This window comes from Rahnella contaminans (assembly GCF_011065485.1).
In the GTDB taxonomy this organism is placed as follows: Bacteria; Pseudomonadota; Gammaproteobacteria; order Enterobacterales; family Enterobacteriaceae; genus Rahnella; species Rahnella contaminans.
Window position 1 is genome coordinate 185312 of the sequence record NZ_JAADJS010000004.1, and the last position, 26955, is coordinate 212266.

Sequence of the window (26955 nt, forward strand, 5' to 3'; positions counted from 1 at the left end):
CTTTCCACCATTTTCCTGAAAATACGGAAATATAAAAAATGCGTGGAACTAAGACCGATGTGCTTACAGAGGCTTCAGTGGTTGGCACCCTTCGCCTAGATAAAATGTGAAGGAATAAAAAAGTAACTTATTTATCAAAGGTTAGTTTTGAAATATGGAATCATGTAATGAAGATGATATCCATTTGTTTTCATGAAGAGTTTGAATCTCTGTTTCCACAATAATCTCCAGATAACAGACAATTCGCACCAATTGGATTTGGTTTCTAATGCCTATTTTCTCATATATAATATTACGTTGGCTTTTCACTGTGTTAATTGAAACCCCATTTTGGGTCGCAATGTCGCTAAGCTTACTCCCATTCCCCAAATGGGTAGCAACGTTGGCTTCCCGAAGTGTGAGATTAAAAAGCGTACATAAAATAGATTCACTACGAACATTATGGAATGGGTCACATATAATTAATGTGGCATTATGATCATTTGACGATATTGAATTGTTAGCCACTATGCGAACCAGATAAAACCTATCCCTGTCGCGCTGGACTTTTATTAATTTTGTGTATTGATTGGTTGCGGTGAAAATATCCACCAACGATTTCTTAAACTGAAAATGGCTATGGCTGTCTTGCATTTTTATATGGTTTTTCTGAAGCAATATGCCATCTTCTCTGACGAGTATTCCATGCCCTTCTGAATTCATTTTAATGAGTCGGCCTGACTTCGATATATTAATGATTGCAGTTGCTGAATTACTGAATGCATCAGGTACATCTGTTTCATTTAGAGATTGATTACATAACTGTAAATGTACATGTAGCGCAGTTCTGAGAAGCGGAGATAATTGAGATATGGTATCAGAATCTGCCACTTTAAATTCTCCACGGCGAGGATCACTTCGTACAGCTAGAATTCCCCGGTCTCCATTTTGAGAGTAAAAATTGACAAGTAGTGCATCTTTATATCCAAAGGACTGAAAAGAAGATCTATGAACTTTGCCCCATTCAGGGTCTTGATTACATAGGTCAGCCATAGTAAATCCGGTATCCAGTTCGTATCGGGTGACTCTTTCAGATATAGGATCATGATAGCTTCTTTTTTTAAGGTAAAAATCAGAGAAAAAACTATCAACTCCGGTATGACAAATCAAATCTACAGGTTTTTTTGTGTTGCTTATTCGTAATGAAAGGGAACTAGATGAAACACAAAATAGAGCATTAATGTTATTAAGTACTCTTTGAATTGAGTATTGGGTATCGTCCACTCCGTAAAGTGGACGCAATACTGAAGAAAAGATATCACGACTTTCCATATCTGATACCTATCTTAATAAGTTGTTGGGCTGTTGGCTGTATATTTTCATAGCATGTTCCTTCACACTAATCGATCACATTGATTTACTATTTATTCTACTTTATCAGTAAAACCATGTTTACGCGCTAAAAATGTAATAAAAAAAGCAATAATCAAGAGGCCTGTGACAAAATATGGCAGAGATAACACCCCTGTTTTCATTAAGAGCGCCCCACCCAGGATACCTCCCCCACCAATCGCAATATTCCAAATAGTCACCATCATTGATTGGGCAACATCAATAGCATCACTCGCGGTCTTTACTAATGCGGCTTGCAAAAGTGTTGGAGCGCCTCCGAAGGCGAAACCCCACACGGCTATAGACGCATATATTGACCAGCTCTGACTAGTTACCGTTAATGCGAAGATTGATACTGCAAAAAGTAAAATGCTTAATATCATCGATTTTCTAGGCCACCGGTCAACGGTGAGACCGGCACCCCAGACCCCTGCCAGTGCGGCTATGCCGAAAATAAATAATACTAAATCAATATGTTCCGATAGCCCTATATTTGAAATAAATGATGCGATGTAGGTGAAAATTGTATTATGGGCAAGAATGAATAGTAGAGTTACAAATAAAACAACTGATACACCTTTCATTTTTGCTACCTGAAAAAGAGAAAGGTGTTCACGTTTTTTTTGGCCTGCCGCATCTGGCACTGACATAATAACCCAAAGAAACAAAATCATAGTAAGCGCACTCATAACTATAAAGTCAGTACGCCAACCTATTAATCCTGCAAGATATGAACCTGTGGGTATACCAATTGTCAGGGCTAAGGGGGTTCCCAGCATTGCAATTGCAATCGCACGCCCGGCAAGATGAGGAGGTGACATGCGAATGGCAAACCCAGCAGCTAAAGACCACACTAATCCGGCAAAAACACCACCAAAAAAACGTACCACTAGAGTCAGCATATAGCTGGTAGAAAATGCTGTGATTATATTGACGATCGCAAATCCAAAGATAGCCAGTAACAATAAAGGTTTGCGACGCATACCTTGAGTTAAAGTAATCAATGGAATTGCACTTAACAATGAACCCGCAGCATAAACAGTTACCAGCTGGCCTCCGTAACTAGCAGAAATCCCAAAGTCTTGGCTAATCCATAGCAAGAGCCCCGCAGGCATGGCTTCCGTCAACATTGTGATAAAGCAAGCCATAGACAAAGCCAATAAACCAAACCAGGGTAATTTATTTTTTGAATAATTATTCATGTCAAAATTTTTCCTACCTTAGAAGAAGATGGTGCAAAAAAATCCATTAGAAATTCATTCCTAAAAAATATCACTCTCTTGCATAGAAGAATTGCTATCAACATTCCATTATGACGGGTGTGCAATTAATTAAAAATGGCTATTCGAAACTAACTAAAATTTCTATGCACCTTCAAGATCTATTAAATTTTATTTTCAGGCATCACCCTTAAGGGTGATGCCTGAAAATAGGAATTTATATTAGCGTGAACTCTCTGTTTTAGAATAGATAAATAGGGAACTAGACAGCACTAATTATTAACCTTTGTCTTTGACACGCAAATTGGGATGGAAAAGGAGATTCCGATGAATCTGAAATTTATTGAATTTATGCACACACTCGGTGACGCGAAATGCCTCATCATTAATGGCCAGTGTTTTACGTATCGAAATGTTGTTGATGGTATTCAACGATGGGATTCTGAATTTTCTAACTATGGTATAACTCAAGGCTCGGTTGCTGCTTTAGAAGGTGCATACTCCTTAGATATGGTAACAGCAATGCTCGCGCTATTTTTACGTGGAGTGATTGTTATCCCCCTATCTCCGAACGCTAAAGGAGAACGAACTGACTATTATGAGATAGCACATGTTGAATGGACGGTATTTATTAATACTGAAACACATTTGCCGCCATATAGTATAAAGCGGAGAATAGCAGCTCAGAACCATTCTATAGAGCAACATCCACTCTATCACCAGATTATAGAGAGTGATCATGCTGGCCTGGTCCTTTTTAGTTCAGGAACAACAGGGAGCCCCAAAGCATCTTTGCTCGACGTGCACAAGATGATTGCTCGTTATCCCGATAATAAGAGACCTCAGATAATTCTTGCCTTTCTGAGTTTGGATCACATTGGGGGAATAAATACTTTACTTCATACACTATCTAATGGAGGGGTACTCGTTACAGTAACGGAACGAAACCCCAGAACAGTTTTTGAAGCAATACAAAATCATCGTGTGCAAGTACTGCCTACGACTCCAACCTTCCTAAACATGATTTTACTCTCTGACGTTTGTGAAAAATATAATACCAGTTCATTAGAGCTAATCACATATGGTACAGAACCCATGCCGCAGCGTACGTTAGATATTATAAAAATAACTATGCCTCATGTACGCTTAAAACAGACATATGGTCTAACGGAATTAGGGATTATGCCAACGAAATCGAAGGGTAATGGGTCTCTTTGGATGAAACTAGGGGGAAGTGGATTTGATTACAAAATATTGGACAACATTTTATGGGTTAAATCTAATATGGCAATGCTTGGATATCTAAATGCTGATTCACCTATCGATTCAGATGGTTATTTTAACACGCAGGATGTTGTTATTGTTGATGGGGATTATGTTCAAATTCTCGGTCGTAAATCAGAAATAATCAATGTCGGAGGCGAAAAAGTTTATCCAAATGAAGTTGAGAATGTACTTTTGACAATGCCAAATATCGCTGCTGTTCGTGTTAGTGGCTATCCTAGTCATATCACTGGATATGTAATACGTGCTACTTTCCAGCTCGTGGAATACGAAGATATTGGGTTGTTTAAAGTTCGAGTGAGAGAGCATTGCAAGACGCACTTAGCTCCTTTTAAAATTCCTGTTGTCATTGAGGTTACCCAATCTGATCTCCACTCAGAACGGTTTAAAATGATCAGGTCTGGAACAACCGTATGAACATGATTTCTGCACAAGTTGCAATTGTTAGTGGCGGCAGTCGTGGTCTTGGAAAAGCGATTGTGGAAAAGTTGATTTTGGAAGGGTGGAAAGTTGCAACATTCAGCAGACATGAGAACGGGTTTATTTCCCAATATCAGAATAAATATCCTGACCAATTTTATTGGTATGAACTTGATTTAAAAGACCCAAGGGAGTTGTCTATTTTCATAAAGTCGGTAGTTGTTCGGTTTGGTGGAATAAATCTTCTGGTAAATAATAGTGCTGTTTTATATCAAGGTCTTTTTTTAAGTACATCTCTTGAAGCTATTGATGAAATGGTGTTGGTAAATTTACTTGGCCCCATCAAACTCACCAGAGCATGTGTGCGTGTAATGGCTAAACAGAAAACCAGCGGTAGTATTATAAATATTTCCTCTGTAGGAGCGATCCGAGGTTATCGCGGAACTGCTGTGTATTCTGCAACTAAAGCTGGGCTTGATGGTTTTACACGAAGTCTCGCCGGAGAAATGGGGAAGCTAAATATTCGTGTTAATTCTATTGTCCCAGGTCTTTTTGACTCGAAGCTTTCAGAGAATGTATCTGATATTAATCGTGAGAAAATTGCTAAACGCACCCCTCTGGGAAGATATGCAGAACTTAAAGACATCCTAAATGTGTTGTCATTTCTTATCTCACCGCATGGGAGCTTTATAACAGGTCAATCAATAGTCGTGGATGGAGGTCTAATATGCTAAATCAAGAAAAAATTGAATATGGCGTTCTCAACAAAGTCTCAGAATTGATAACGGTTGACGTAGTGGATATAGATATTAAAGCTAATTTTGATGAGGTTGGACTTGATTCTTTAAGCCTCGCAATGCTTTTTATCGAGTTGGAAATGCTATTTGGTTTTGATCCTTTGGGTGAGGGTAACTCATTACTATCAGATATTCATTGTATTTCCGATATTATTGATATATTTACAAAAAATGAAAAGTCACTTCTATTAGGATAAGATATGAATTCTAAAAAAAAGTTTTCTTCTGTCGATGAAATACTTGGTCCCTCGGAGAATCGTTTTTTTTCCTCAGGCTACCGATGTTCAGAGCATAAAGTATCCAATCTGACATTCCCTGAACCAAGAGAAAATAATTGTTGCTTAGAAGCAACCGTTTCACTTTTTTACCCGTCGAACTGGTCAGTTAAAAATGCAGGTATGGATGTTACTCCGCATTTAAGTACTGTTGATATGCTCGTCCTTGCTATTCAAATGGTAGAAACACACCTTTCATTTCATTTAGGTCTCAGTATGGATGATCTGGATACTAATCATGTTAATGAGATTGCTATCCATGCTGGTACAAAACCACAGGAAGATCTGAACGATATCCCTGTTTCGCTTGTGTTACGGCGTAGTGTAGAAAAAGCTGATGATTCCTCAAGAAAAGTATCTACATATGAATGCCGAGTAGGTTTGATGCGGGCAGTCTGTCAAATTGAACACCCATCCTGCGGAAAGGAGAATAATAAGTTAGAAATTAATATTTTGGATAATTCAAATATAAAAAAACGTTACTATGGCCTCGGGTATAAAGAACAAAAACATACCCTTTCTGCAGTTTGTTTAGATATGGCTAATCTGACGGCAGACGCACAGGTCGAATTTATCCTTAGTAAAGAAGAATCTCAAGCCATTACTCCTGAAAAAGTTAGCTATATAGATGTATTTGTTACTTGTGCACAGCTTGCTCAAGTCCTTCTATATTCTTTAGATGGACTATCTCGCAGTGAGACCTCAACGCTGTGGATGATTAGAACCCATTTTTCAGAAGATGCTGGAGAAATTAAAAATCATGATAAAGTCACAGCATTAATATCAAAAAGTCAAATAATTGAATTAAATGGAAAGCAGTGGCGTAATGCCGAAGTGTTAGGAACACTTGGAAATAAAAAAGCCAAAATAACATTTGCACATGCTCTGCCTCCAATAAAAATTTGATATAAATACATACTGGGTGAAAATATGAAAATTGCTATATCGGGTACTTACTCTTCTGGTAAAACTTTTACGGCGATGGTGCTGGCTTACTATACAGGAGTTCCCCGCCTTCTTTCAAAAGCCATAAGAGAAATCATGCCAGGACTGATGCCTGGTAAACGTCTCTCTGAAGTAACTCCTGAAGAGTTTCTTCATCTAATGATTGCTCGCCATATAGGCCGACTAAAATCGGAAATTAAAATGGGTAATAACTATGTATCAGATGGGTCTTCCTTACAAGAGTTGTTGTATGGTGAAGCAAGGTTAGTTTACGGAATCAATCCATCAGTAGGTAGTTTAGATAATGCAAAGTATGAAAATGATACTTCCTTCTTTGCTAGAATGTTAAAAGAATTTAGTCGTTCTATAAAACTCCATGTAGCAAATACATTTGACGTTTTCTTCCACCTTACACATGAGTTACCTATTACAGAAGACGGTCATCGCCCCATGAACACTGATTTCCGCGATGTGGTCGACAAGCGTTTAATTGAAGTATTAAATGAAATAGGAACTCCATACTATATTGTAAGTGGTAGTGTAGAGAAAAGAGTTAAGGATATATCTGACCATTTAAATCTGCATCCAGTAATGTCAATGGAGGAAGCAGTTAAACGGGCTTCACTTGACTATAAAGCACAAGATCTTCGTCTGGAAGAAGAGCGTTCAAGAAGTAAAAAACAATAGTCTGGTTATTGTATTATCATTTTTTAATTTCAAAACAGAAAGGATTCAATTATGGCTATTTCTAAAGCTGTTAAAAATACTATAGATTCTGTAGGAAAATTTACGTCTGTAGATATGACACATGATCCTAAGTGGTTTATTAACTTTATGGATGAGGCAAATTGTCTGCCTGATCACGAAATAATTAATCGCAAATTAGCTGAAGTGCTGGAGCCACTGGATTATAAAAGCATTATTGAGTTAGGGTGTGGGACAGGGAATGACGTTCGCTATTTACTGTCAATTTATCCAGACGTAACTGAGATCGTCGGGGTCGATTTAAGTGAAGCTATGATTGCTGAAGCAAATAGTCGGATAATAGAGGGGTCTCGTATTAGATTTGAAAAAGGTGACGGTAAGCATCTTCATTTTGATGATAATAGATTTGATGCCGCTCGTGCAAAGTTAGTACTAATGCATTGTGATAGCATTGATACCACATTGTCAGAACTTATTAGGGTTGTTAAGCCTAATGGTAAAGTTGCTATTTTCGACCATGATTTTGATGGGCTATTAATTGATCACTCAGATGTAAAACTTACCAGAGAAATAGTAGAGAGGCTATCTAATAAAGCTAAAAATAATTGGAGCGGTCGCCAGTTATTTGGAAGGTTTTTGAATCATGGGCTCGTTAATGTATCCGTTGAAGCCATCAGTGTGAATTTAACACTCGGCGTATTACGGTCTATGATTTTGGGACAAGAAGATATGGCTCATCTTTCTAAAGCTGAGCAGGCCTGGTGGGAAGAGTTAGTTATCAAAAATGAAAAAGGTCTTTTCTTTGCATCCTTTATAGGTTTTCTGGTTGTTGGTACAAAATAATGGCTTGATGTATTTTTAGTATTAAATTCTTGTAATAAATTTAATACTGACCCTAAAATATTTTCATCCTATGGTGACGATTTTTCTGTTATCCCTATGCTGGAATCAACGGGAAATCCAGTTTGCGTGGGTGGTGTTACAGATTTGGACAAATATATGTTGTTAAATGGCTGGTTAATAATTTAATTTATGAAATTCAAAATACTTTTATTATAGTCGCTTATATAATACTTGTACGATAGAAAATTCCTCCTTAGTCTTGAGCATATAAATGCAGATACAGGGGGCATGATCCACACCGATTTCAAGTACAGCAAGCAACTTGTGGTTTTGGCACATCAAGGTTGCACCAGGTAGCATCCTGTTTTTTTCTGTGATGTTACCTGACTATGAGCTTGCTCCGGAAATACTTCTGTCTTCTGCATTATCCCGTCGCACTATTACCCAATGCGTTTGCTGGTGTCTGACTTGTTCCCCGGGCCTGCGTAATCAGGAAGACATGATGGCGAGACACGGTATTTGGGTTGACTCTATTCCGCACTTCACCGTTGGGCATTCGGCTTGTGCCTCTGCTCAATCGAGCCTTTTGTCGGCATAAACGTTCTGTAGGCCGCAGCCCCTCCCGGCCAGACTGCCGACTTTCTGCTGATCGCTAATGTAGCTTTTGCCGAACTTCAAATGTTTACGTGGCATAACCCCAAAAGCTCTTCAACCCTTGAAAAAACCTTGGCGGGCTGCGGGCTGCGGGCTGTGAGGGAGATCACATCATCAGCTGCCGTTTTTTTGAAACGTTAAATCCTTTTTTAAATTTTGTAGTGATAATGTTATATTCGTAGCCATCATTTGAAAAAATGAAGTTTCAGTAACGATCCCGCGTGTTTTTTTGCTAATTTCTTGTTCGATAGTCTTAACAAAACAGAACTGAACATTTAGAGAAACAGACGTCATGAGAAAGATACTTGGTATGCTTCTCAACCGTGACTCACTGGGTGCCAGCGAGCCTGCGGCCGCAGAAGACGAAAAATCCGTTGATGTATTGCTGGTCGGCGGCGGAATTATGAGTGCAACGCTGGGGACGTATCTCCAGGAACTCGAGCCGGACTGGTCGATCCACATGATCGAACGCATGGATAGCGTGGCACAGGAAAGCTCCAACGGCTGGAACAATGCGGGCACCGGTCATGCGGCGCTGGCAGAAATGAATTACACCCCGCTGATGCCCGACGGCTCTGTCGATATCACGAAAGCCGTGGCGATCAACGAAGCCTTCCAGGTTTCCCGTCAGTTCATGGCGTATCAGGTTCAGAAAGGCGTGCTGAATAACCCGCGCTCATTCATCAACAGCGTGCCGCACATGAGCTTTGTCTGGGGCGATGAAAACATCGATTTCCTGCGCAAACGCTTCGCTGCGCTTCAGCAAAGCACCCTGTTCCGCGGGATGGAATATTCGGAAGACCCGGAACAAATCAAACAGTGGATCCCGGCCGTAATGGATGGCCGTGACCCGAATCAGAAAGTCGCTGCGACACGCACCACGGCAGGCACGGACGTTAACTTCGGTGAAGTGACCCGTCAGCTGGTGGACGCGTTACAGAAAAAATCCAACTTCACGCTGGCAAACGGTCAGGAAGTGCGCGATATCCAGCGCAACCGCGACAAGACCTGGCGCGTCACCATTACCGATCTGAAGCACAGTCACAAACACCACGTCGTGAATGCGAAATTCGTTTTCATCGGCGCGGGTGGTGCATCGCTGACATTGCTGCAAAAATCCGGCATCCCGGAAGCGCGTGAATACGGCGGTTTCCCGGTCGGCGGTGAATTCCTGGTGACTGAAAATCAGGACGTTGTGAAACGTCATCTGGCTAAGGTATACGGCAAAGCCGCCGTGGGCGCGCCGCCGATGTCCGTTCCGCATCTCGACACCCGCATTATCGATGGCAAACAGGTTCTGCTGTTCGGGCCGTTTGCTACCTTCTCCAGCAAGTTCCTGAAAAACGGCTCCCTGTGGGATCTGTTCGGCAGTGTGAACAGTTCCAACCTGTTGCCGATGACTCACGTGGGCATGGGCAACTTCGACCTGGTAAAATATCTGGTCGGGCAGGTGATGCTCAGCGATGAAGACCGTCATGCCGCACTGAAGGAATTCTTCCCGCAGGCCGAGCAGAAAGACTGGAAACGCTGGGTCGCCGGACAACGTGTGCAGGTCATCAAAAAAGATGGCAAGCACGGCGGCGTTTTGCGTCTGGGCACGGAAGTGGTCAGTGCGAAAGACGGCAGTATTGCGGCATTGCTGGGAGCCTCTCCGGGCGCGTCCACGGCAGCGCCTATCATGATGAAATTGCTGGAAACGGTCTTCAAAGAGCGGGCTGCCAGTGCTGAATGGCAGGCGAAATTCCGCGAAATCATTCCATCCTACGGCACAAAACTGAATGGTAACGTGGAAGCGACCGAGAAAGAGCTGCTGGAAACCAGCCGCATTCTCGAACTGGAAACCCCGTCAATGAAAACGACGCCGGTTGCCGAAGTGATTCAGTTGCGCCCGCTTGAAGCCGAAGCCAAAGAAGAACCGAAAAAGCCTGCGGATATCGCACTGTAAATTCGGATTTCAGAAAAACAAAAACCGCCTTTTTCACAGGCGGTTTTTTTATGCCCATAATTCCGATCTACATGCCGGACAATGGTTTTGCGATATTTTCTGCTTTCACACGCGCCGTTTCGTTCTGTGATTCCAGCACTATTCTCGCCAGCGGCGTGTCTTCGTGATAACGCGTTTTATCATCCAGTCCTTTGGAATATTTGTTGTATTTCCACCACGCATAGCCGAGGAAAAGTACCAGCCCGCCGACGTTATAAAACACGATGGTAATAATGCTGGCACCGGTCGGGAAGGTTGAAGCGATAAATCCGACGGTGAAAATCACAATCAGCGTGCTGACGATGGTGATGCCCTGCATTCTGGAACCCATTTTGAAATCGCGTTCGACGTTGTCGTATTTCAGCCGCAGGTTCAGGTATGCCAGCATAATAAACAGCGGCGGAAGCATGGACGCTGCGGCAGTCATGTTGATCAGCGTATTCATGAGTTCCTGCACGCTGTTGGAGCCTAACGTTGGAATTAACATCAGCGGGATGACAATTAAAAACTGTATCCACGCCGCACGTGTCGGAACGCCATGTTTATTCAGACGAATGGTTTTCTCGCCAAAAATCCCCTTAGGAATTTCAGTAAAGAAGATTTTAACCGGCGCGGCCGTCCACATCAGCAGTGATCCAAACATGGCGGTGAAAGAAACCACGCCGACAAAACGGTTCATCAGGACGGCCGGTAAACCAAAGTGCGCCGATAATCCTTCAAAAACCTGTACCGTACCGCCGGTGAAATGCAGTGCGGACTGTGCCACAAAAACGTTAATCAACAATGACGCGATGGAATAAAGCACGCCAATCACCAGCCCGGAAATGATAATGACTTTCACAAACGACCGGCTGCCGCCTTTGACGTCATTCACATAAACCGCCACGGATTCTGCTCCGCCTGCCGCCTGGAATATCCACGCGATAATGCCTAAGAATGCCCAGTTAAAGTGCGGCGTCATGGCCTCCACGTTAATCGGATTCGCCGGTTCCACGCCGCCCATTAATGTCGCGCCTGCCAGCACAATATAAGAGAACGTCAGCAGCAACATTAATGTGGATGTTACCGACGTCATCGGACCGAGTAATTTCGCGCCGCTGTTGGAAATTAATGTCGAGAAGGCGAACAGACAGATGCTGATAATTGCTGTGGTGATTGGCGTAAAGATATAGTCGTGCCCTAAAAAAGCGTACGACGCATAGGCAATGACGCGCGGAAGTAATGCCGTGAAGAAGAACAAATTCACGAACCAGTAAGTGTACGCGGTCATAAATGCCCAGCGTCCGCCGAGTGCGCTTTTTACCCAGGCGTAAACTCCGGCTTCCGAGTTTTTATTCAGCGAGACAAACTCGGCGATGATCAGACAGAACGGAATAAAGTAAATGATCGTCGCCACCAGAAATACCGGAGCGGAGGCGATGCCTAACTGGATGTTATTGTTGATGACGTTATTGAAGCTAAACACGGCGGCAAATGTCATGGATAATAATCCAAATTTGCCTATGGTATTTCGACTGGACCCGGCCATAAATACTCTCCAACTGCGATGTTTGTAGGGTAAGTGGTTCTTGTTTTTTTATTATTTATTAACGAAATAACTCTGTTCGACGGTCACTTTTAATATGACTTTTTTGACGTCTTTTTCCGGCCTGAACCGGCAGGCTTCGTGGTTTTCAAAAATGACCACGCGGCCTTTATTCACCTTTACCGTTTCACCCTGACCGCTAAAAAATTCGCGATCCGTTTCATCGTCATAAGGCGAAATGCAATGCAGGGCAGATTTGGCAGCAAACTCGATTTCTTCTGCGCCTTCGAGGTAGTAATGCACGTCGAAATACCGGCGGTGACCTTCGAATTCTTCACGCTGAAACTCTGCGCCGGACGCTAACCGGTACACCAGCGAATCCCCGATGGAGTGAAAGACGCCGGAGTGGATTTTTTCAATATTATTAATGGCTTCCATACAGCGCTGCCATTTTTTCCCTGTATGATAAAGCTGCTGAAATTCAGCCAAAGACCCGAGAATAATCATCAGTTTGCCTCCTGCGGCTGGATGCTGAATTGCGCGAGACTCAGGCTGTCGTTGTCCTGCTGGCGGAATGGCAGCATCGTGAAGCCGTAGCGAAATGCCGTGAAATACACGCGGTAGGAATCGAGCACTTCCGAGCCCCACGAGTTCGAGCCGAGCCCCATAATCTGGTGATCGAGATTGAGCGTCAGGCAGCTGTCCTGCGTGAGTTCGTCGATGTGCTGCGCCTGTTGCAGCATCTGCGAACTGTACGGCCACAGGCTGAAATTGAGCGGCCGGCGTGGCTGAATGAAAATCCCTTTTCCCGCGTCATCGCGAAGGCTCAGCCAGCGGATATCCTGCCGGTTACCGTTGTCCTGCGGCATCGGATAATTTTCAAATAAGCGGCTGACCGGCTGCTGATAATGGCCGATCAGGTTGGCCTGGCGGCTGTCCGGATAGTTTTCACCCGGTCCGCGCCCGTAATATTCCACCTGCGTGAAGCGGCGGCTGACGCCAAAATCGAGGCCGATCTTCGGGATAATTGCATCGAAATGACCGTAGGGTGTGCCGGATAAATCGAGGCTCACCGCGCCCTGAGGCGTTATCTGCCAGCGGTAAACGCAGCGCATCCCGAAATCAAAGACCGGCGGTGCAATGATGCTGTGAACTTCAATTACTACGTCGCTATTTTGATTTTTCCAGCTCAGTGAGCGGAAATGTTGCTGCATGATTTGCAGATGGTTGGGCTGCCAGATGCCTTCGAACTCCTGTTTATGATTGTCGATAACCGGCTTGAAGAAATTGAGTTTCGGCGCGCGGCCGGTGATCTCAACGCCGTCCGCCTGCCAGGATTTCAGTTCGCCGTCGAGACGGGAAAATTCGAGACGGAAGTTTTCGCCGCGAACGATCAACTGATGTTTTTGCTCGTCGCAGACCAGCGCTCCGGTGGCTTTAAGGTCAGGCAAAGTTTCCAGCGGCTGAGCTGCCTGCAACAGCACCTGGTAATGGCCGAGCGGATGATTTGCTTCGCTGTAAGCGGTCGGGCTGTTTTTGCTGATGCGGATATTCAGGAAGGTTTCCTGCCCGTTGTCGGTGAATTCCGGCAGCGGAACCGTTTCGCTTTCGCCGGATTGCAGATGCGGCAGGGCGATTTGACGGTCTTCCAGACAGCGACCTGCTACCTGCACGGTGAGCGTCAGCGTGATGTCTTCCAGTGAGCTGAACCAGTAACGGTTTTTGACCCGCAGCGTATTGCCGGCGTGGCTGATTTCCACCGGGCACAACACCTGTTTGTATTCGCGCAGGCCGGGGCCGGGAGTCTGATCCGGATAAATCAGGCCGTCCATGCAGAAGTTGTAGTTGTTCGGATAATCGCCGTAATCGCCGCCGTAGGCGTAACGCGACTGACCGTTTTCACCGGTTTCCAGCAGGCCATGATCGCACCATTCCCAGATGTAATGCCCCTGAAGGCTGGCATGGCGGTTCATGACGGCCTGATATTCCGCTAATCCGCCGGGGCCGTTGCCCATTGCGTGGGCGTATTCACAGAGGATGCGCGGTTTGGCGTGCGGGTATTCGCCGAATGCATTCATCATTTGCACACGGGAATACATGGTGCTGATGACGTCGGTGACTTCTGCGTCACGGTCTTCTTCGTAGTGAACCAGACGGGTCGGATCAAGGGCTTTGCAGCGCGCAGCCATCGCGCGGATGTTACAGCCATAGCCGGATTCGTTGCCGAGCGACCATATAATGATGGACGGGTGATTTTTCTGCGCCATCACGTGACGCCCGATACGTTCCACATAGGCGTGTTCCCAGCGCGGATCGTCGGTAATGCGGCTCAGATCGCCGACGTTCGCGAAACCGTGGCTTTCCAGATCGGTTTCGGCCATCACGAATAAACCGTAGATGTCGCACAATTCATAAAAGCGCGGATCGTTCGGGTAATGCGCGGTGCGTACCGAATTGATGTTGTGCTGTTTCATCAGAATAATATCGCGCTCAACCCGCGCCATATCGACCGCGCGGCCTTTGCGATGATCGTGATCGTGACGGTTTACGCCGTGCAGTTTGAGGTAGCGCCCGTTGACGTAAAACAACCCGTCGCGCACGCAGATATCCCGAAAACCCACGCGCTGCGGCACCACGGAAATCACGTTCCCCGCCTCGTCGTACAGTGTCAAAAGCAACTGATATAACGCAGGATGTTCGGCGTTCCACTGGCGTGGCTGGCTGACAGGAATATCCAGGCGACAGCGCGTTTTATCGCCAATAGTCAGGTTATCTGCTGACAATTGCGCCACACAGATGCCATCGTCGAATAACTGCGCGTGCAGACGATAGCCGCTGACTGGCTCGTGCAAATTACACAGATCGGCATCAATGTTAAGCACGGCGTCGCAGTAGTTCTCGTCAAACGCTGTCACCACGGTGAAATCGTTGAGATGAACAGGATCCCGGCCAGTCAGATATACATCGCGAAAAATTCCGGCCATCCACCACATATCCTGATCTTCGATATAGGTCGAATCCGCCCACTGCAACACGCGCACCGACAGCAGGTTTTCACCCGGTTTTGCAAAGGTGCTGATATCGAACTCCGCGCACAGGCGGCTGCCTTTGCTGAACCCAACGTAATGGCCGTTCACATACACTTCAAAGTAGGTTTCGACGCCGTCGAATTTTATGAGGGTTTGCGCATTTTCCCACGCAGCATCGAGATGAAATTTCCGCTGGTATGCGCCGGTCGGGTTATTGGTTGGAACAAAAGGAATGTTGATTGGGAAGGGGAAACCCTCATCGGTGTATTGCAACTGGCCGTGGCCTTCCATCTGCCACATGCCGGGGACGGTGATATCGCCCCATTCTGCCATCGGTTGATTATAAAATTCGTCCGGGACTAAAGCCGGGTGCTCAAAATAACGAAACTGCCAGCGGCCGCTGAGCAACTGAAAATGCTGACTGGCCGCGCGGTCAAAGCTCAGTGCCTGCTGCGCATTTTCATAGCTGAAAAAGCTGGCACGCGGCGGTAAACGGTTTTCTGACTGCTTGTCGATGTTTTCCCAATTATTCACGTGAACTCTCCTGAGACGTGTTTCTATGGGAAATAAGATAGTAAATATTTAGTAAAAATAACTAAAAACATTTACCGATTGTTCAGAGGATCACAAAAATTAAAAAATACGCAGAAGGATCATGCAGTTAATTTTCACTGCGACTGATGATCCTTTTTAAGGCCGGGGACTCTAGCGACGGGTGGTGTCGCGCAGCTGGAGAGAGCTGGGCACAAACACGGAAAGCGGGACGTTGCGTTCATCACGCAGACGTTCGGTCAGCAGGTTAACGGCCTGCGCGCCCATAGTTTCGGAATGAATACGAACTGTTGATAAAGAAGGAAAAACAAAACGCGCGGTCGGGATGTCGTTGACGCTGATCAGCGCGATTTGCTGCGGGATTTTCACGCCGTGTTCCAGCAGCGCGCGGGTAACGCCCAACGCTATGGTGTCGGTGGCGATCAGCAGCGCCGGAGGAAACGGCGTATTCTCCTGCAACATTTTCTTCGCGCACTGGTAGCCGGACTGGCTGGTGAAATCGCCGTAGTAAATATCCTGCGGCTGCACGACGTTTTTAAGGCGGCCATATTCTACAAAAGCCTGTTCCCGCTGGTCGGCAAATTCCGGGAGATCGCGCCCGCCGATAAAACCGATCCGTGAATAGCCCTGGTCAATAAAGAAGTCGATCACTTTCTGGCTGATCTTAAAGAGATCGACGTTCACGCAGTCAAACTGTGCGTCTTCCATCACGCCATCAATGAAAACCACCGGGCTGGACTGCTGACTGAGCTGGGTGTGCAGCGCCGTTTGCGGCTGGCCGATAACCAGAAAACCGTCGGCGGCAGGCAGTGGTTTATCGCCGGTGAAGTCATAGCCGGAAATCAGGGTGATGCCGAGTTTTTCGCACTGTGTTTCAATGCCATAGCGCATGGAAAGGTAGTAAGGATCGTCGATTTCCAGCCCCTGCCGGTAGGTGAAAAGCGCGGCGAAGGTCATCCGGTGCGTGGCGTTACGTTTGGACGGCGACAGTTTATATTCCAGGCGTTCTGCCGCTTCTAAAATCTTCTGCCGGGTTTGCGCTTTCACGCTCAGGCTCGGGTCGTCATTTAGCACACGTGAAACCGTCGCAACGGATACGTTCGCGGCCTCAGCGATTTCCTTCAAAGTAGCCATCAGCGTCTCATAATCAGGTAAACCAAAGCCGTAGCTTAATGTGATCAGCGGCTTATGTACACCAGCCCCGGATGCGTAAGCCCCCAAAATCTCAATGTGACAGGGTTAACGCTTTACCGATATTTAAGTATAATTTAGTAAAATATTTACTAGACTGCGTTTTTACTTTTTAGCTCAGTTCCTCTGAATTCTAAATACTCACCTTAAGTGAAGCGCATACCATGAAGAAAATATCATTCCACAAAATGTTCATGATTTTATTATTCGCCTCGCCAATGAGTTCATGGGCGCAGGAATCTGTCGTGCCCGCTGAACATAATGTTTTACCGCCACCGGAAATAACACCACAAAGCGCCAATAACACTGCCTACCGATTTTATGGCGAAATGGGCGGCGGTGGCAGCGTATATTTGAACGGTAAAGACCAGCATAAATACAGCGACGGCACCTATATCGAAGGCGGTCTGGAAATAAAACACGGCAACTGGTTCGGGCTTATTTATGGCGAAGGCTGGACGGTGCAGGCCGATCATCACGGAAACGCCTGGGTGCCGGACCACAGCTGGGGCGGATTTGAAGGCGGTCTGAACCGTTTTTATGGCGGTTACCGCACGGATAACGGCACCGAAATGATCCTCAGTATGCGGAACGATTCTTCGCTGGACGACCTGCAATGGTGGGGCGATTTCACGCCGGAATACGGTTACGTGATCCCCAATACGCGCGATTTGACGCAGGCGGCAAAAATCCAGAATCTCACCGGAAAATTCCGCTACAGCGTGACTGCCGCACCGGAAAGCCGCGTGAATGAAAGTACCGCGTTGCTGCATTTCGGAAAATATGACCGCTATTCAGATAAATACACATACCGCGCGATGGTCAACGGCTACACGCAGTATGACCTGACGGAAGGGCTGACGCTGCTCAACGGCCTCGAACTTACCGACGGCACCGGGCAATTATTTCTCGCCGGATTGCAGGGCAAAAACCTGGCCGGGCGCGTCTGGCATCACACCGGAAAAGGCGACGGCAATCATCCGGGGAGCGAATCGGGCGTGATGGTCAGCGCCATGGTTGAAGCGGTATCCGGCCTCTATTTCTCCACTGCCTACAGTTACGCCGAACACCATTTAGATAACGCATCGGACACCACGACATCCTACGCACAAGCCGGTATCTGGTACGAATATTACGGTGGCCGGTTCGCCACGGCGCTGGACAGTAAATTCTATATGAGCAACGACAATACCGGTGCCAGCAATTCCATATTTCTTATGCAATATTTCTATTGGGGCAAATCATAATGAAAACCGTCAGCAAGCTTAAACCTGTTGCTTTATTTATTGCCGCAACATTATTTATTTCCGGCAACGTTTTGGCCGAAAACGCGAATACCCTGCGCGCCGGTGAATATAAAAATGTGATTAACCGCACCGGTGCGCCGCAATATATGCTCGATTATGATTTCGACGAGCATCAGCGTTTTAATCCTTTATTTGATGACGGTGCGTGGCACGGGCATTTATTACCGGCCAGCGCGGAAGCGGCTGGCGGATTCCCCGGTCCGGCGCTGCTGACGGAAGAATACATCAACTTTATGGCGGATAATTTTGACCGCCTGACACTCTTGAAAGACGGCAAAAAAGTCGCGATGAGCATGACCGCTTACAGCATTCCCGGCGCATTAATTCAGACGCTGACCGCGCCCGGAATCCATGTCGTTCTGACGCTGCGGTTTGTCACTAACCGCACCTCGCTGCTGGAAACCAAAATCACCACCGAAACGCCGCTGGAGCTGGTCTGGGATGGCGAGCTGCTGGAAAAACTTCATGCTCAGGAAGGAAAACCGCAGTCGGATAAAACCATCGAACAGGAGTACCCGGGTTATACCCGAAAAATCATCCCGACCGCCTATGGCCTGAAAGTGACTTTCGGCAAGGTGCGTGCGGCTTCCAGCCTGATGACGTCCGGTGAGTCGGAATATCAGATCCATAAATCGCTGCCGGCGCAGACTATCGCGCAAGGCCATCAGTTTACCGCGAAGGCCAAAATCGCCGGTTCCACCACGATTTACACCACCTATTCGCATTTGCTGACTGCCGCCGAAGTACAGCGGGAACAGCCGAAAATCGCCGACATTCTGGCACATCCGCAAACCTATCTCGCTGCCTCGGAGAAGCGCTGGGAAGGTTATCTCAATAAAGGGCTGACCAATCCTCACGCGACGGCGGCGCAGGAGCGCGTGGCGGTGAAAGCGATCGAAACCCTGAACGGCAACTGGCGCGGTGCGGCGGGTGCGATGAAATTTGATTCCGTGACGCCTTCGGTCACGGGGCGCTGGTTCTCCGGTAATCAGACCTGGCCGTGGGACACCTGGAAACAGGCGTATGCGATGGCGCATTTCAATCCTGAGGTGGCGAAAAACAATATTCGTGCGGTGTTTGCCTTTCAGATCCAGCCCGGCGACCCGGTTCGTCCGTGGGATGCCGGTTTTGTGCCTGACCTGATTGCCTACAACCCGGGCCCCGAACGTGGCGGCGACGGTACCAACTGGAATGAGCGCAACACCAAGCCGAGTCTGGCGGCATGGTCGGTGATGGAGGTCTATAAAACGACCGGCGATAAACAGTGGCTGGCAGAAATGTACCCGAAACTGGTCGCTTATCACGACTGGTGGCTGCGCAACCGCGATCACAACCACAACGGAGTGCCGGAATACGGCGCAACGCGCGATAAAGCGCACAATACCGCTGACGGGAAAATGCTGTTTACCGTCAGGGAAGGGCAGAAAGAGCAGACCGAATCCGGCCTGGAAAGCTACGACCGCGTGGTGAAATCCGGCAAATACGACAGTATCGAAATCCCCGCGCAGGTTGCCGCTTCCTGGGAGTCAGGCCGTGACGATGCGGCGGCTTTCGGTTTTATCGATGCGGATCAGCTGGCGAAATACATTAAAAATGGCGGTAAAAAGCAGGACTGGCAGGTCAAATTCGCCGAAAATCGTTCGGATGACGGAATGTTGCTGGGATATTCCCTGCTGCAAGAGTCGGTCGATGAAGCCAGCTACATGTTCAGCGACAACAAGTACCTGGCTGAAATGGCTGACATCCTGGGTAAGAAAACCGACGCTCAAGACTTCCGCACAAAAGCCAGCAAACTGGCGGATTACATAAATACCTGCATGTTCGATGACCGCAGCGGCTTCTTTTACGACATCCGGATTGAAGACAAGCCGCTGTCCAACGGCTGTGCCGGCAAACCCATCGCCGAACGCGGTAAAGGGCCTGAAGGCTGGTCACCGTTGTTTAACGGCGCAGCGACGCAGGCACACGCCGACGCCGTGGTGAAAGTGATGAAAGATGTGCGCGAATTTAACACCTATGTGCCGCTCGGCACCGCCGCACTGACCAATCCTGCGTTCGGCGCTGATATTTACTGGCGCGGCCGCGTCTGGGTTGACCAGCTGTATTTCGGTCTGAAAGGCATGGAGCAATACGGCTATCGCAATGACGCCATTACCATGGCGCAGGCCTTTTTCGATCACGCCGACGGGCTGATGACTGACGGCCCGATCCGCGAAAACTACAATCCGCTTAACGGCCAGCAGCAGGGGGCACCCAATTTCTCATGGAGCGCAGCGCATCTTTATATGCTGTACAACGATTTTTTCGGGCAGAGGAAATGAGTGAGTAAGGGCTGAATTTCAGGCACAAAAAAACCGCCCTCAGGGGCGGTTTTCTTAGTTCAGCTTTTACGCCCCAATCCCCAGCACACCAGCCCTGCCACCAGCAGCGACGGAATAGTCGCCCCCACGTCAGGCAGCAGATTGGCCATCAGATGATAGACCGCGATACCCGTAAACCAGGCCGCGACAGAACGCAGGTTCAGGTTTTCTTTGGTCTGACGGCGCAGAACAAAATGCTGTGTCAGCACCACGCCGAACAACGGCGCAAAGACCGAACCGATCAGCAGCAGGAAGTTTTCGTATTGCGTCAGCGGCACCGACCAGGCAATCAGCGTACACAACAGGCCGATGCCAAGCGTCAGCTTACCGATTCCGACGGGTACGGAAGTACCCGCAGAAACCGCCGCCGAGTGAATATCGGCAAAGGCATTTTCATGCTCATCCACCAGAATGAGCAGCAGGGGAATACCCAGCGCAACGCCAGAAAGTGCCAGCAGCAGCGCATTGGCATCGGTCGATGTGCTGACAAACGCCAGCGTATACGCGACGCCGAGCGACATCATCCATACGCTGCCGAGAAAATATCCACAGGCGGTCCCCCAGAAATTCTGTCGTGCAGATTTGCCGAAACGGGTGTAATCCGACACCAGCGGCAGCCACGAAAAGGCCATCGAGACCACGATGTCACAGGCCAGCGCGAACGGCATCGAACCATCTCCCGCTTTGTGCCAGAGCGTGGATAAATCCGCATGCAGGAACAAATAACCGGTAAGCCATGCGCAACTCGCCAGCAATAACCAGATGCCCCAGCGCCGCAGCACCACGCGGATAAATGCCAGAGGTCCGCTTGCCGCCAGCAGCGTGGCGATTGCGCCAAAGATAAATGTCCAGAGTGTCGGATTGGCCCACAAACCGCCATCGCCCCACGCCCGTTTTGCCAGAAGAGTGGCCGCATCGCGCATGACGACGATTTCGAACGCCCCCCAGCCGATCAGCTGGATCAGATTGAACAGCACCGGCAACGCCACGCCGCGTTTGCCAAGGCTCAGTTTCAGAGACGCCATAGATGACATGCCCGTCTGGCCGCCAGTCACCCCGACCAGTGCCAGCAGTGCGACGCCAACGGCAGAACCCAGCACAATCGCTGCCAGCGATCCTGCCAGCCCGAGGCCGGGTGCCAGAATCGCCCCCGCCTGCAATACCATCAGACCCATACCAAGCGAGAACCACAGCGAGAATAAATCAGACCAGCCCAGCACCCGTGACTTTTCCGGCACAGACGCCTGAGGAGAGTAAATACTATTATCTTTCATGAGGTTAATTTAGTGGCTAATGCGAATGCCTGTTATAGCATATTGCGGTGAAATCCTGATGACGTACGGGCGAGAAGCGCACTTTTCGGTTTCCATAATGCGTATTTCAATCCCTGTCACTTGGAATACTCTCACGTCGAATGAATCACAATCACCCCGAGCTTCTCCAGCAAATGACTTTGCTGCCAGTCGTCGATTTTCACGCCGTCGACGTCAACTTTACGGAGGTTTAATTCGCCCAGATCAGAGTTTGTCAGGTCGCAGTGGGTGATGTTCACATTATTCCAGTCGAACTCGGTGAATTCGCCGCCGGAAAGGTCGGAGCCGCTGAAGTTTGCGCCCTGCACATTTGCGCCGGTCCAGCGGTTTTCCCACAGCTCGCATTTCTCCAGAATGACTTTGCTGAAGTTGGCGTAGCTGAAGTTATTTTTGGTCATGAACGCGCTGCAAAACCAGGTACGGGTAGTGATCATATTCATAAAGCTGGCGCCGCTGAAATCTGCGCCGGTGGCTTTGCTTTCGCGGATCTCCAGGCCGAGTGCCTGGATATTTTTGAAATCAGCCATTGTCAGATCGCAGTGTTTAAAACTGGCGTCCTGTAATTTTGCGTGCTGGAACGAGCAGCCGGTTTGTTCGTCGTCATCGTAAAACATACAGTCAGTAAAAGCGGTTTCTGATAAATCGCAGCTGTCGAAATGGCAGCAGTAAAAGCGGCAGTTTTCCAGCGCTTCGCCGGTGAATTGTTTCACACCAAAGCGCTGGCCGGTGAAAGTCTGGTCTTTAATCATGATGTTTTCCTGCCTTTTTTACGCGCTGCGAAGGGCAATATCCTGACAGAAAAATTCCCCTGAAAATATTGAAACCCCTTGTCATCACACGATTTCCTTACGCACTTCTTTTGCCGGATCGGCGACCGGGGTCTATTCTCAATGGCTTAACGGAGCAATTTCTCTTAATCAGATAAGGAAGACTGAAATGCGTTTGTCCTACCTCTTTTTGGCAACCAGTCTGGCCATGAGCCAGTTTGCAGGCGCTGCGCAGAGCGTGCAGCCCGCCACGCAGGAGCCCGTCATGAACCATGCCATCAGTAAAGATAATCCATTTCTGAAACCCAGCCCGCTGGAATATCAGGCACCGCAATTTAATCTCTATAAAGACAGCGATTATGAACCTGCGCTGCTTGAAGGAATCCGCCAGAAACTGGCTGAAGTCGATAAAATTGCCAACGACTCTTCACCGCCGACATTCGAAAATACCTATGTTGCGCTGGAAAAATCCGGCGTCACGTTGCAGCGTGTTCAGAGCGTTTTCGGCGCGATGACTGGCGCGAATACCAACGATACGCTACAAAAAATTGATGAAGATACCTCGCCAAAACTGGCGGCGATGGACGACAGCATTCACCTCAACAGCAAATTGTTTGCCCGTCTGAAAACGGTGTATGACCAGCGCAATACGCTGAAACTGGATGCGGAATCGCAGCGTCTGATTGAAGTCACGTATAAAGATTTCGAGCTGGCAGGTGCGAATCTTTCGGATGCCGGTAAAGACAAACTCAAAGCGCTGAACCAGCAGGCGGCGACGCTCAGTACGCAATTTACCAATAAATTACTGGCGGCGACCAAAGCGGGCGGGCTGACGGTGAAAGACAAAGCGCAGCTTTCCGGGCTGAGCGAGGCCGAGCTTTCTGCGGCGGCGCAGGCGGCCAAAGACCGCAAGCTGGATAACGCCTGGCTACTGGTGCTGCAAAATACCACTCAGCAGCCGTTATTGCAGTCGCTGGATGACCGCGATACCCGCAAGGCGCTCTATGAAGCTTCCATTAATCGCGCCGAAAAGGGCGATGCGAATGACACCCGTGAGCTGATTGCGAAACTGGCAAAAGTGCGTGCGCAGCAGGCTCAGGTGCTGGGTTTCCCAAGCTATGCGGCGTGGAAGCTGGAAGACCAGATGGCGAAAACGCCACAGGCTGCGCTGGATTTCATGCACAAAATTGTGCCAGCCGCGACCGCCCGCGCTGAGCGTGAGGCGAAAGATATTCAGTCAGAAATCGATAAACAGAAGGGCGGATTCAGCGTTGCGGCCTGGGACTGGCAGCATTACGCCCAGCAGGTACGCAAAGAGAAATACGATCTTGATGACGCGCAGATCAAACCTTATTTCGAGCTGAATAATGTGCTGGAAAACGGCGTGTTCTATGCGGCGAATCTGCTGTACGGCATTACGTTTAAAGAGCGCAAAGATTTGCCCGTCTGGAACCCAGATGTGCGGGTTTTTGAAGTGTTCGATAAAGACGGTAAATCCATGGCGCTGTTTTATGCCGATTATTATCAGCGCGATAATAAAGGCGGCGGCGCGTGGATGAGTAATTTCGTCGATCAGTCCAAACTGCTCGGCACCAAACCGGTGATTTATAACGTCGCTAACTTCCAGAAACCGGCGGCGGGGCAACCGGCGTTGTTGTCGTGGGATGACGTGATCACGATGTTCCACGAGTTCGGTCATACGCTGCACGGGCTGTTTGCCGACCAGCAATATCCGAGCCTTTCCGGCACCGCAACGCCGCGCGATTTCGTCGAATTCCCGTCCCAGTTTAACGAGCACTGGGCGAGTGACCCGAAAGTGTTTACTCACTTCGCGAAGCATTATCAGACCGGCGAAGTCATGCCGCAGGCTTTGCAGGACAAAATCGAGAAAGCCAGCAAGTTTAATAAAGGTTATGACATGACTGAGCTGCTGGCCGCTGCACTTCTGGACATGCACTGGCACAGCCTGAGCGCTACGGAACCGCAGCAGGATGTGGATAAGTTCGAAGCCGAATCGCTGGCGAAAGACAAAGTGAATCTGGCGTATGTGCCGCCGCGCTACCGTTCCAGCTATTTCCAGCACATCTGGGGGAATGGTTATGCCGCCGGATATTATGCCTACCTGTGGACAGAAATGCTGGCCGATGATGCCTTTGCGGGCATTACGGAGCAGGGCGGGCTGACGCGTGAAAATGGTCAAAAATTCCGCGACCAGATCCTCTCGCGCGGTAACAGCGAAGACCTCGAAAAGCTCTATGAAACCTGGCGTGGCAAAGCACCGTCGATTGAGCCGATGCTGAAAAACCGCGGGCTGGAAGAGTAAGTTTCGGGATCCTTAAAGCCCTGACCGTGTAAACGTTCAGGGCTTTTTTATGCTGTCCGCGACGCCAGCCGGTGGCCCATCCAGAAGAACACCAGCCCGCCCGCTGAAGCGGCAATCAGCGCAATAAACATCACCGGCGGCGCGGCGTAACTGAGCAGGAATCCGCACATCACCGGGTTGATGGCGCCGCCAAGATTGCTCAGGTTTTGCATGCCGTAGTAGCTGCCTTTCATGTTTTCCGGCGCGATATAGTCGATAAACATGTATTCGACCGGAATAACGATCAGCTCGCCAAAGCTGAAAATCGCCATCGCGATGATCCAGAACAGCACGGATTGCCCGGCCGTCATGAAGCCAATCAGGCCGATGATGAAGAAAATAGTGCCGAGCAGCAGCCATTTCAGCAGGCTTTTTTGTTTCATCCGGCTGCTTAAAACGTACTGAAAGGCGATCACGATGACGGCGTTGGTGATCATCACGGCGCCGATAATTTTGTAGGCAAACGCTGCATTGGAAACCAGAATCAGATACTGCGACAGATAACCGGCGAACTGCCCGAACACTATCGACCCCAAGGTGCTGCCCAGCGTGAAGTAAATCAAGCGGCGGTCGTGCGCGAGAATGCTCAGTGTCTGGCGCAGATTGGGTTTGGGCAGTGGTTTTTGTTCAGGCGTGGTCTGCGGTGGTTTGTGCGGAATATTGCGCAGTCCCCAGGTCAGGGAAATCACGGTGCCCAGCGCCAGCATGCCGGAAATCACGAACGGCAGCATCGGGCTGAAACCCGCCAGCCAGACACCCAGCGAAGATCCCACCGCCCAGCCGACGTTCACCAGCGTGTAGTTCATCGAAAAGGCTTTAACCCGTTTTTCCACCGGCAACCAGCTGGCGATACAGGCTTTGAGCGTAATACTGAGCAGGGCGTAAGAGGCATTGAGCAACGCCAGAACCAGCAGAACGCCGGTCACATTGGGCAGAAACGGCAGCAGCAGAAAGCTCAAACCAAACAGGCTGACGGAAACGGTGATGAGCGTCCGGTGATTGAATTTATCCACCAGATAGCCGCCATAGAGACTGCTGAGAATACCGATCGCCAGACTGGCCCCGAGAATAATCCCGACGCTCTTCGGCAACAGATGATAGTGCTCAGTCAGATAAATAGTGATAAAAGGCAGCGTGACGCCGCGTCCGATAGTGAGTACTAACGAACTGGCAAGCAGAGCGAGGATCAGCGGCGGCATTCCCTTCATGTTTAACGGCATTCCCTGAGTAACAGCAACATTTTCGTTACATCATAAAGGAGTCTGCGCAGTATTTTTCATTACAAAAAAGAGGGATTTAAGAGAGTTGCGCGGCTATCCCGGTGCTTGCCAGAATTTCGCTTACCGCTTCTGCGGCCCCAGCCCGTTAAAGAGCAGCAGGGAGACGTGCTGGCGCAGCATGTCGGGAGAAATCAGCGAGCCGCCTTCTTTTCTCATTTTCATGGAAGCCATCGGGAACAGCGTCAGGCCGAACAATGAAATAAACAGCAGCGCCGGATTCAGGTCGGGGTTCAAACGTCCTTCTGCCTGCCAGCGTGTTATCGATTCATGAACGACTTTGCGGTTTTTGTCGCCATTACGTTCTTCCATACGCTTTTTCAGCATGCCACTTTCGCTGATCACTTCACGTACCCACAGTGGCGCCACCCACGGGTATTTTTCCGCGGCATCAATCATGCATTGCGCCATGTGCGTAATCGCCATCAGCGGATCGTCGGCGTGGGTTTCAAAAATATCGGTAAACCCCGCGCGCACCGGCTGAAAACGTTCGTCAATCATGACGTCCAGCAGCTGCTCGCGGGTATTAAAATAGTAATGCAGCATGGCGGTAGTCACGCCTGCTTCTTTGGCAATCTGGCTCAGCGGCGTTTCGGCGATACCGTATTGGGCAAACAGTTTCAGAGCGGCATCCAGCAGCAATTCCCGCTTGTCCGCACCTTTTTTGGCGCTGCGTGGGCGGCCCGGACGGCGTGCTGGCGTTTGATCCTTTTGTGCGGTTCCTGTCGTTTCTGAGATTTTTCTGTCTGTCATAAGCGGTTTGATCCATTGACC

20 protein-coding genes and 1 pseudogene are annotated in these 26955 nt (G+C 48.5%); 11 read left to right on the forward strand and 10 right to left on the reverse strand.

The annotated features are described in order from the left end of the window. Nucleotides 1-141 precede the first annotated feature (141 nt). Nucleotides 142-1311, reverse strand: a complete 1170-nt coding sequence (locus tag GW579_RS18115; RefSeq protein ID WP_165060840.1) for a helix-turn-helix transcriptional regulator — start codon at nt 1309-1311, stop codon at nt 142-144. A gap of 92 nt (nt 1312-1403) precedes the next feature. Next, nucleotides 1404-2573: an MFS transporter gene (locus GW579_RS18120; protein WP_235937431.1), complete on the reverse strand. Its 1170-nt coding sequence runs from the start codon at nt 2571-2573 to the stop codon at nt 1404-1406. Between the two features lie 345 nt (nt 2574-2918). Between GW579_RS18120 and GW579_RS18125 the strand changes: the two genes are divergently transcribed. From GW579_RS18125 to mqo, 8 genes and pseudogenes are all read left to right on the forward strand, one after another. Continuing rightward, nucleotides 2919-4292, forward strand: a complete 1374-nt coding sequence (locus tag GW579_RS18125) for an ANL family adenylate-forming protein (RefSeq protein ID WP_165060843.1) — start codon at nt 2919-2921, stop codon at nt 4290-4292. Continuing rightward, a complete protein-coding gene (locus GW579_RS18130) occupies nt 4289-5029 on the forward strand; it encodes an SDR family NAD(P)-dependent oxidoreductase (protein ID WP_165060846.1) in 741 nt (246 codons plus the stop codon). The genes GW579_RS18125 and GW579_RS18130 overlap by 4 nt, the downstream gene beginning before the upstream one ends. Then, on the forward strand, nt 5023-5289 hold the full coding sequence (locus GW579_RS18135) for an acyl carrier protein (protein ID WP_165060849.1): 267 nt from the start codon (nt 5023-5025) through the stop codon (nt 5287-5289). Before GW579_RS18130 ends, GW579_RS18135 begins: the two co-directional genes overlap by 7 nt. Before the next feature lie 3 nt (nt 5290-5292). Then, a complete protein-coding gene (locus GW579_RS18140; protein ID WP_165060852.1) occupies nt 5293-6273 on the forward strand; it encodes an AvrD family protein in 981 nt (326 codons plus the stop codon). Between the two features lie 24 nt (nt 6274-6297). Continuing rightward, nucleotides 6298-6999, forward strand: a complete 702-nt coding sequence (locus GW579_RS18145; RefSeq protein WP_165060855.1) for an AAA family ATPase — start codon at nt 6298-6300, stop codon at nt 6997-6999. 51 nt (nt 7000-7050) lie between these two features. Further along, nucleotides 7051-7860: a methyltransferase domain-containing protein gene (locus tag GW579_RS18150; protein ID WP_165060858.1), complete on the forward strand. Its 810-nt coding sequence runs from the start codon at nt 7051-7053 to the stop codon at nt 7858-7860. 389 nt (nt 7861-8249) lie between these two features. Then, nucleotides 8250-8474, forward strand: a pseudogene (locus tag GW579_RS23850) (IS6 family transposase); the annotation flags it as partial. Nucleotides 8475-8806: 332 nt separating this feature from the next. Further along, nucleotides 8807-10459, forward strand: a complete 1653-nt coding sequence (gene mqo, locus GW579_RS18155; RefSeq protein WP_165060861.1) for a malate dehydrogenase (quinone) — start codon at nt 8807-8809, stop codon at nt 10457-10459. 67 nt (nt 10460-10526) lie between these two features. Here the strand turns inward: mqo and GW579_RS18160 are convergent, their stop codons facing one another. From GW579_RS18160 to ebgR, 4 genes are all read right to left on the reverse strand, one after another. After that, nucleotides 10527-12026 carry an amino acid permease gene (locus tag GW579_RS18160; RefSeq protein ID WP_165060864.1) on the reverse strand — a complete coding sequence of 500 codons (1500 nt, stop codon included), beginning with the start codon at nt 12024-12026 and terminating at the stop codon, nt 10527-10529. A 51-nt stretch (nt 12027-12077) separates the two neighbouring features. Continuing rightward, on the reverse strand, nt 12078-12530 hold the full coding sequence (locus GW579_RS18165) for a beta-galactosidase subunit beta (RefSeq protein ID WP_165060867.1): 453 nt from the start codon (nt 12528-12530) through the stop codon (nt 12078-12080). Then, nucleotides 12530-15586 carry a beta-galactosidase subunit alpha gene (gene ebgA, locus GW579_RS18170; protein WP_165060869.1) on the reverse strand — a complete coding sequence of 1019 codons (3057 nt, stop codon included), beginning with the start codon at nt 15584-15586 and terminating at the stop codon, nt 12530-12532. The genes GW579_RS18165 and ebgA overlap by 1 nt, the downstream gene beginning before the upstream one ends. 171 nt (nt 15587-15757) lie before the next feature. Next, a complete protein-coding gene (gene ebgR, locus GW579_RS18175; RefSeq protein WP_165060872.1) occupies nt 15758-16738 on the reverse strand; it encodes a transcriptional regulator EbgR in 981 nt (326 codons plus the stop codon). A gap of 221 nt (nt 16739-16959) precedes the next feature. Between ebgR and ygjJ the strand changes: the two genes are divergently transcribed. Then, a complete protein-coding gene (ygjJ, locus tag GW579_RS18180; protein ID WP_152327614.1) occupies nt 16960-18042 on the forward strand; it encodes a protein YgjJ in 1083 nt (360 codons plus the stop codon). Continuing rightward, on the forward strand, nt 18042-20423 hold the full coding sequence (ygjK, locus tag GW579_RS18185) for an alpha-glucosidase (RefSeq protein ID WP_165060875.1): 2382 nt from the start codon (nt 18042-18044) through the stop codon (nt 20421-20423). The genes ygjJ and ygjK overlap by 1 nt, the downstream gene beginning before the upstream one ends. Nucleotides 20424-20482: 59 nt before the next feature. Here ygjK and cytX read toward each other — a convergent pair whose 3' ends face one another. Both cytX and GW579_RS18195 read right to left on the reverse strand, forming a co-directional pair. Further along, nucleotides 20483-21736, reverse strand: a complete 1254-nt coding sequence (cytX, locus tag GW579_RS18190) for a putative hydroxymethylpyrimidine transporter CytX (RefSeq protein WP_165060877.1) — start codon at nt 21734-21736, stop codon at nt 20483-20485. A 131-nt stretch (nt 21737-21867) separates the two neighbouring features. Beyond that, nucleotides 21868-22524 (reverse strand): Qnr family pentapeptide repeat protein, encoded by a 657-nt coding sequence (locus GW579_RS18195; protein ID WP_165060879.1) that lies wholly within the window; start codon nt 22522-22524, stop codon nt 21868-21870. A 187-nt stretch (nt 22525-22711) separates the two neighbouring features. Here GW579_RS18195 and dcp point away from each other — a divergent pair, with 187 nt between their 5' ends. Continuing rightward, nucleotides 22712-24865 (forward strand): peptidyl-dipeptidase Dcp, encoded by a 2154-nt coding sequence (gene dcp, locus GW579_RS18200; protein WP_165060881.1) that lies wholly within the window; start codon nt 22712-22714, stop codon nt 24863-24865. 47 nt (nt 24866-24912) lie between these two features. Here the strand turns inward: dcp and GW579_RS18205 are convergent, their stop codons facing one another. Next, nucleotides 24913-26112 (reverse strand): MFS transporter, encoded by a 1200-nt coding sequence (locus GW579_RS18205; RefSeq protein ID WP_165060883.1) that lies wholly within the window; start codon nt 26110-26112, stop codon nt 24913-24915. A 132-nt stretch (nt 26113-26244) separates the two neighbouring features. Continuing rightward, nucleotides 26245-26934, reverse strand: a complete 690-nt coding sequence (locus tag GW579_RS18210; RefSeq protein WP_152327609.1) for a TetR/AcrR family transcriptional regulator — start codon at nt 26932-26934, stop codon at nt 26245-26247. Between the last annotated feature and the right edge of the window lie 21 nt (nt 26935-26955).

Coding starts and splice junctions, on each gene's coding strand:
- GW579_RS18115 (WP_165060840.1), bottom strand. CDS start 1,311: ATGGAAAGTCGTGATATCTTTTCTTCAGTATTGCGTCCACTTTACGGA.
- GW579_RS18120 (WP_235937431.1), bottom strand. CDS start 2,573: ATGAATAATTATTCAAAAAATAAATTACCCTGGTTTGGTTTATTGGCT.
- GW579_RS18125 (WP_165060843.1), top strand. CDS start 2,919: ATGAATCTGAAATTTATTGAATTTATGCACACACTCGGTGACGCGAAA.
- GW579_RS18130 (WP_165060846.1), top strand. CDS start 4,289: ATGAACATGATTTCTGCACAAGTTGCAATTGTTAGTGGCGGCAGTCGT.
- GW579_RS18135 (WP_165060849.1), top strand. CDS start 5,023: ATGCTAAATCAAGAAAAAATTGAATATGGCGTTCTCAACAAAGTCTCA.
- GW579_RS18140 (WP_165060852.1), top strand. CDS start 5,293: ATGAATTCTAAAAAAAAGTTTTCTTCTGTCGATGAAATACTTGGTCCC.
- GW579_RS18145 (WP_165060855.1), top strand. CDS start 6,298: ATGAAAATTGCTATATCGGGTACTTACTCTTCTGGTAAAACTTTTACG.
- GW579_RS18150 (WP_165060858.1), top strand. CDS start 7,051: ATGGCTATTTCTAAAGCTGTTAAAAATACTATAGATTCTGTAGGAAAA.
- mqo (WP_165060861.1), top strand. CDS start 8,807: ATGAGAAAGATACTTGGTATGCTTCTCAACCGTGACTCACTGGGTGCC.
- GW579_RS18160 (WP_165060864.1), bottom strand. CDS start 12,026: ATGGCCGGGTCCAGTCGAAATACCATAGGCAAATTTGGATTATTATCC.
- GW579_RS18165 (WP_165060867.1), bottom strand. CDS start 12,530: ATGATTATTCTCGGGTCTTTGGCTGAATTTCAGCAGCTTTATCATACA.
- ebgR (WP_165060872.1), bottom strand. CDS start 16,738: ATGGCTACTTTGAAGGAAATCGCTGAGGCCGCGAACGTATCCGTTGCG.
- ygjJ (WP_152327614.1), top strand. CDS start 16,960: ATGAAGAAAATATCATTCCACAAAATGTTCATGATTTTATTATTCGCC.
- ygjK (WP_165060875.1), top strand. CDS start 18,042: ATGAAAACCGTCAGCAAGCTTAAACCTGTTGCTTTATTTATTGCCGCA.
- cytX (WP_165060877.1), bottom strand. CDS start 21,736: ATGAAAGATAATAGTATTTACTCTCCTCAGGCGTCTGTGCCGGAAAAG.
- GW579_RS18195 (WP_165060879.1), bottom strand. CDS start 22,524: ATGATTAAAGACCAGACTTTCACCGGCCAGCGCTTTGGTGTGAAACAA.
- dcp (WP_165060881.1), top strand. CDS start 22,712: ATGCGTTTGTCCTACCTCTTTTTGGCAACCAGTCTGGCCATGAGCCAG.
- GW579_RS18205 (WP_165060883.1), bottom strand. CDS start 26,112: ATGAAGGGAATGCCGCCGCTGATCCTCGCTCTGCTTGCCAGTTCGTTA.
- GW579_RS18210 (WP_152327609.1), bottom strand. CDS start 26,934: ATGACAGACAGAAAAATCTCAGAAACGACAGGAACCGCACAAAAGGAT.